This is a genomic window from bacterium (assembly GCA_030247525.1).
Lineage (GTDB): Bacteria > Electryoneota > JAOADG01 > JAOADG01 > JAOADG01 > JAOTSC01.
In genome coordinates this window covers 1-6612 of record JAOTSC010000176.1, presented here as the reverse complement: position 1 = coordinate 6612, position 6612 = coordinate 1, and the positions used below count along the sequence as shown (strand labels likewise).

The 6612-nt window shown below is 47.4% G+C and carries 6 protein-coding genes; 2 read left to right on the top strand and 4 right to left on the bottom strand.

The features are described 5' to 3' along the window. Positions 1–687, top strand: a 687-nt coding sequence (locus OEM52_12905; GenBank protein MDK9701039.1) for a hypothetical protein, incomplete at its 5' end; no start/stop codon positions are given. Between the two features lie 116 nt (positions 688–803). On the opposite strand, the gene OEM52_12900 is transcribed toward OEM52_12905, so the two are convergent. The 4 genes from OEM52_12900 to OEM52_12885 all read right to left on the bottom strand — a co-directional run bounded on the left by OEM52_12900 (position 804) and on the right by OEM52_12885 (position 4920). Next, positions 804–1844, bottom strand: coding sequence for a mechanosensitive ion channel family protein (locus OEM52_12900; protein MDK9701038.1), 1041 nt, complete (start codon positions 1842–1844; stop codon positions 804–806). A 144-nt stretch (positions 1845–1988) separates the two neighbouring features. Beyond that, entirely contained in the window at positions 1989–3209 is a 1221-nt protein-coding gene (locus OEM52_12895) for an ABC transporter permease (protein MDK9701037.1), read from the bottom strand. Positions 3210–3239: 30 nt separating this feature from the next. Beyond that, positions 3240–4559 carry an efflux RND transporter periplasmic adaptor subunit gene (locus OEM52_12890; protein MDK9701036.1) on the bottom strand — a complete coding sequence of 440 codons (1320 nt, stop codon included), beginning with the start codon at positions 4557–4559 and terminating at the stop codon, positions 3240–3242. A 211-nt stretch (positions 4560–4770) separates the two neighbouring features. Further along, positions 4771–4920, bottom strand: a complete 150-nt coding sequence (locus tag OEM52_12885) for a hypothetical protein (GenBank protein ID MDK9701035.1) — start codon at positions 4918–4920, stop codon at positions 4771–4773. A 48-nt stretch (positions 4921–4968) separates the two neighbouring features. Between OEM52_12885 and OEM52_12880 the strand changes: the two genes are divergently transcribed. After that, a partial coding sequence (locus tag OEM52_12880) for an ABC transporter substrate-binding protein (GenBank protein ID MDK9701034.1) occupies positions 4969–6612 on the top strand: 1644 nt, incomplete at its 3' end.

Genomic DNA, 6612 nt, shown 5'->3' with positions numbered 1-6612 from the left:
ACTCCTTATTTCAGTTCGGGTATGTCGCCATCGTTGACTTGGTCTGGAAGCTGGTATTCACGCCCATTGTATCCAGAAGAGAGCCAGTTCTTTGGTATTCAGTTAACATATAACAACCACAATGACGACAACAAAACGTTATCCGACGCAGCGCAGTCTATTCAGTGGGGAACTGCTTACACCTATCCGATGAAGAACATGGAAGTCGGTGCACAGATACATGGTATGTTCTTTGTTAAGGTACCAGGTAGTACAGTGTACAGCCGTGAGCCTTATGTTTACTTTGCCCCGATGATTAATCTTCACCTTTATCAAGGTTTGCAGTTGATGCTGTCGCCGGAAATTTTAGTCTCTTCCGCGAAGGAAACGACTGTTTTTACCGGCTATGGTCCTAAGGATTCCAAAAATTATACCCCATGGCAACTTTCGGGTAACATCCGCTATATGCCGTCGACCCCCTTCTACTCCTCCGACCCGTTTGCCAAAGCGGGACAAGGACGTCGGGGCGCTGGTGCAGCGGCCTTACGCGAACGTCTGAATCGCGAATCGCGCAACAGCTTGTTCGATTGGACAGTCGATAGCGAACGCGACCTTCAGTTCTTGAACCTCGATTTAGAGAAGACTCGTATCGAGCGGCAACGCGCAGAGGAAGAACTTCTAAAGTTGAAGAAAGACCTTGGCAAATAGTCTTCCATTCTTATAGATGCAACCCCCTCTTCATGGAAGAGGGGGTTTTTCTTTGTGCTGTTCCGAACAGCTGGTAAACGAGTAGATACTTTCCAACTCACACAATCTTGTAACGGTTATACTTGATTGATCAGATGAAGTGTTCGAGTCGGAAACGCAAAGCGAATCTGTTCTTCTTCAAACCGCCGGAATAGCTCAAAGTTTATTGCTTGATGTGTGTTTGTGTAGAGATCGTAATCTCCACTGAGAACAAAGTAGACCGTTTCAAACAACAAAGAGGATTCGCCATATTCGGCAAAGAACGAAAAACCATACCGCACTTCCGGTTGCCTTGATACTACTTCCTTAATAATCGTTGTGATCTGCTCAAGTTTATCAGCTGGTGTTGAGTACTCGACTCCTATCCGGAATGATACCCGCCGCTCTTCCATCCGCTTGAAGTTGCGTAAGCGCGAATCGATGATATCGGAATTCGGTAATACGATTTGTTCTCCAGTAAGACTCCGAATGCGAGTCGTCTTCACTCCAATGCGTTCGATCGTTCCTTTGTAGTCGCCGATTACAACAAAATCACCCACTTCAAACGGTTTATCGAATACGATAATGAATGAACTAAAGAAGTCTCCGAGAATCTTCTGGGAAGCTAAAGCAACTGCGATACCGCCGACACCCAAACCGGTAATAATCGCAGTGATGTTGACACCCAAGTTGCTGAGTGTTATCAACAATACCAGACTCCACAACCCAAGCCGCGCTACAAATCCCAGTAATCCAAACGCAGACTTTCCAACTAATTCCGAGCTTCCCGATTGATTCCTCAACCAGAAATCGATGAGACTATTCCCCCACACGACGATTTGGAGAGCAATGATCACAACCATGATGTACTTGGAAGCAGTGAGTGCCTGTGGCGGCATTGTTAGGAACTTGGAAGCGATGTAACACGAGAGGATAAACACCGAGTATAGACGGGTTTTCGCAAGGATTAGAATGGCAATATCGTCAACTACGGTATCAGTATCTTTTGCCAACCGTTTGAATTTTCGGACCGTTAGTCCCTTTCCGACCTGGATTATCGCGGTGAGCAACAACGCGACGCCAGTAACGGTTAACCACAACCAGAGGGGGTTTTTCCAGTAGATGTTCGATAACTCCATGAGCATGCTTCCTAAGTTGACTCACCACAAATATACCGCAGAATTTCCGCTGGTTGTGTTTTTGTGAGTGCATATCACAATAAGTAAAACGGACGAAACTGAATTCGTTCGTTCCCCGAGATCAAAAATACTTACTGCTTTCTCTCATTCGTACCGAAGTGCTTCAATCGGGTTTGCACTAGCAGCTTTTTGTGCCGGATAGAAGCCAAAAAACACCCCAACTGCAGCGGAAAACAGAACCGCAACTAAGACGGAATCGGTCGTAACTAACATCGTCCATCCGACAAACTTTGAAATTGAACTGGCTACGGTCGTTCCAAGTATCACACCGATTAATCCGCCGCCTAATGAGAGGAAACTCGCTTCCAGTAGAAACTGCCAACGGATGTCCCGACGGCGAGCGCCAAGTGCAATCCGAAGTCCAATTTCACGGGTACGTTCAGCAACACTGACGAGCATGATATTCATAATCCCAATACCACCAACAACAAGCGAGATACCGGCAATCGCACCTAACAACACACTCATTGTGCCACTGGTGGATGTAGCAATTTTCATAATGTCGGTTTGCGAACGAATATTGAATCCGGTTTCACTATCGGGTACCCGGTGCCGCAATTTTAGCAGCGAAAGAATATCCGCGGAGACTTGCTCCACAACATCATCGGATTCTGCAGAAACCATTGCATTATTGATCCGATCGTTACCACCACGTAAACGGGTCATAACGGTTGAATAGGGTGCCAGAATGATATCGTCCTGATCCATTCCCCACGTATTCTGCCCTTTTTTAGAAAGCACGCCGATAACTTTAAACGGCACTTTTTTCACGCGGATTGTTTGTCCAATCGGATCGTCATCTGGGAATAGTTCGTCAACGACAGTTTGTCCTAAGACGGCGACTTTTGCATTATTCCGAATATCCGATTGGGCAAAGTTCTCACCTGCGGATAATGGCCAAGCTCGTATATCAATAAAATCTTCATCGGCACCTTGTACTTGGGTACTCCAGTTTTGCGATCCTGCGACAACTTGTGCATTCGTACGAACCATCGGAGTCGATGCTTTCACATTTTTCACTTCTTTATCAATCGCATCGATGTCACTTAACTCGAGATAGTAGACACCCGATGCCGCGCCGCCCGATACTCCGCCATACATGCCTGAAGCTGGGAAAATCATAATCGTCGAGCTGCCTAATGTTGCAATTTGATCCGTTACTTGTTGTTTCGCACCGGCACCAACCGCCCCCGTGGCAATTACAGCACCGACACCAATGATAATGCCGAGAGCGGTCAGTGTCGCTCGAACCCGATTGCGATTTAGTGCTCGCAACGCCTCTAATAAAACGTTCAGTAAGTTCATTCTTTACCACCTATCCATACTGTTTACTGCTTACCGCCGACCTGGTCCGGGAGGACCGCCTTGTTGGGTAAGTGGGTTCTTACTACTCGAATTTGTAGAGGAAGCAGATGCGTTATTGACAACACCAACAATCACCGAATCCCCAACTTGTAACTCACTAAAGATCTCGGCTTCGGTGTTTGTGCTCAGTCCAATGAATACGGTTCGTTTGATTAAATTCTTTTGCGGATCGAGTTGGTACACTTGCGATTCGGTTTTCGTGCTGTCGGTAGCATATCCAGCTAATGCGCCTGTAAAAGACGGTGCACTACCAGAGCTACCTTTCCGCTTCTTACCGCTTGTTTTGCTGGCGGGTGTTGCAACCCCTGATTGGGATGGTGTTCCATTTCCACTTGCCATTTTGCTGCTACCAGTTCCTGATTTCGAGGAATTTCTATCGCTTGCTGGTTTGAACCTCAATGCAGCACGCGAAACTTTTACTGCATCTACAACTCGGGCAGTTTCAATCGTAACGGTCGCCGTCATCCCCGGCATCAGTTTCCCGGAAGCGTTATCGACTCCGATGACAACGGTATAGGTAACGACGTTCGAGGAGGTTATTGGAGATAGCCGGACTTGCTCCACTTCCCCTTTGAATGACAGCTCAGGAAATGCCTCGACCGTAAAAGTTACCGGATTACCATGTGCGACTTGCCCAATATCCGCTTCATCCACGGCAGCAAGCAGACGCATTTTCGACAGGTCTTGGGCGATAACAAAAAGGGTAGGTGCATTAAGCGATGCCGCAACAGTTTGTCCCCGATCGACATTGCGAGAAATGACCGTTCCAGAAATCGGACTGCGGATAAACGCATAGGTCAGATTTGTCTTCGCTCGGAGTAGTGCAGCTTTGACAGCAGTCAGATTTGCTTGTGCGGTTTCAAAGCCGGTGGTTGCTTGATCCAAATCAACGGCTGATACCAGTTTTGCTTTAGCCAGAGAATCGGTGCGGTTGAAATTCCGTCTGGCTTCGTTCAGGGTGGCTGTTGCTTTGGCGACATTCGCTTCCGCTTCGGCAACTTGTGCCGCTAAAAACGTGGTATCGAGTACTGCCAGCAACTGGTCTTTGGCAACGCGATCATTAAAATCAACATAAAGGGCGGCAAGGGTACCGCTGACTTGGCTACCAACCTGCACTGTCGTAACTGCCTCTAAGGTGCCGGTAGAATTGACTTGTCGAACGAGATCACCATGGGTCAATTTCGCATACCGGTATTGTACTGAACCAGCAGATTTTGTCGGAAAAAAAAGAATCCAAGCGCCGACTGCTATCGCAAGTACAGCTATTCCAGCAATTATCCAGCGTTGCATTGAGAAGATCTTTCGTTGTATGGTTCTTGCTTACGAATTGTCTCGACCGAACTAGCAAATCGAGTCACTGCAACATTTCTACGATTTTCGAGCTCTTACCAGAAGTAGAGTTCATGTTGTGATACGGATTAGATGCTCAAACCGGGGAAAAGGTTAAAAGCAAGATGAATGAAGAGATGAATGAAGAGTGGCAGAATGGTCATTAATAACGTTATATTGCAAAATCCGGCATCGAAATCGTTTCGGCACGCACCCGGCGATTGTCAATCGTTTTCCATTCGACCGCCTTTGTGGTTCCGGATGTGAGAAGCGCCGATAACACTGCGGACTGGAATATCCCTCCGCGCTCATCCCGATTCACTATGGTTTATCCATCGAGCCTGACTTCCGACAGTAGAAAGGACCAACGATGAAATCTCCACTCCGCTGGAGTCTCCTCCTCGCACTTGCCCTTCCGGCATTCTTACTTGCCATTGGTTGCGGCGGTTCCAAGAAAATACCTGAAGTAAAACCAATGTCCATCTCGACCGTCACAGTCCAGACCCCTCCGGGAGCTCTGCCTGATGTACCGGCGGAAAAAGGTGGCGAAGGTTTTGAAAAAATCGCGGCAGCTCAAGGTTGGTCAAGCAACACCAATTATCCGTTGATTGGCGATTCGACAGCGAAAAAAGGTGGAATGCTCCGAATGTCGATGGTAGAGTTTCCCTCGAATCTTCGCCACGAAGGCAAGGATGCCAACACCACGTTGAACAGCATGATCCAAGGGCTTTGCTATGAATCGCTGATGGGTTTGCATTCGATGACAATGGACTGGACACCGGGTCTTGCCACGCACTGGAAAATCAGTGACGATAAGAAAACCTTCTGGTTCCGGATCGATCCGAAAGCCCGATGGGCAGACGGTACCCGGTTAACGACGGAAGACGTTGTTGCAACCTGGAAATTGTTAGTCGATCCCGGCATCCTTGCCCCCTATACAAATCAACTCTACGGAAAGTACGAAAAACCGGTTGCCGAGAGTCCCTACATCGTTCGCGTGACGACTAAGGAATTGAACTGGCGTCACTTCTTGTACTTCGCGGTGTCGATGGCAATTCTCCCCGCTAAGGAATTGGACGCGCTTGAAGGCGACTATTCAGCAGACTTACCTGCTGACAAGCGCGAATCTGCCAAGACGAAGGGTACTGATTACGTGCAGAAGTACCAGTTCAAGCTTTTTTTAGGTTCCGGTCCGTATACCATTCAAGCCGAAGACATCATCAAAGATCAATCGATTACCCTCACTCGTCGCAACGACTATTGGGATAAAGACAACCCGATGGGACGTGGTAGCGCGAATTTCGACAGAATTAAATTCATTGTTGTCCAAGACGAACGTCTCACCTTCGAGAAATTCAAGAAGGGTGAAATCGATGTCTACTATGTCGGTCGTGCCCAATGGTGGGTTGAGGAATTCGATTTTGAACATGTCAAGCGCGGTTTGATTCAAAAGCGTAAAGTCTACAACTACGAACCGCAGGGTATTAACGGTTTCGCATTAAACGAACGTCGCGAACCGATGAAAGACATTCGGGTTCGTAAAGCGATGTGCTATCTCTTTAATCGGCAGAAGTTAATCGACAAGCTTTTCTACAAAGAGTATCTGCCGCTAAACAGTTACTTCCCATCAAGCGTTTATGAAAACGAAAACGCTCCGAAGTTTGAGTACAATCCACAAAAGGCCTCTGAATTGTTGGCAGAAGCCGGATGGACTTCCCGCGACAAAGACGGTTACTTAACGAAGAACGGCAAACGGTTTTCCCTTGACTTGCAGTTTGCTAAAGGTCAGGAACGCTTCTTAACAGTCATCCAAGAAGACTTCAAAGCTGTTGGCGTTGAATTGAACCTCAAGGAATCGACTGCAGCAACAATGTTCAAGATGGTGAAAGAACGGAAATTTGATATCCACTTCCAGACCTGGACTGGACTCCAATTCCCGAATCCGGAATCGAGCATGCACTCGAAAACTGCTGATCCGGATAACACGACAAACCTCTCCGGTATGAAAATTAAG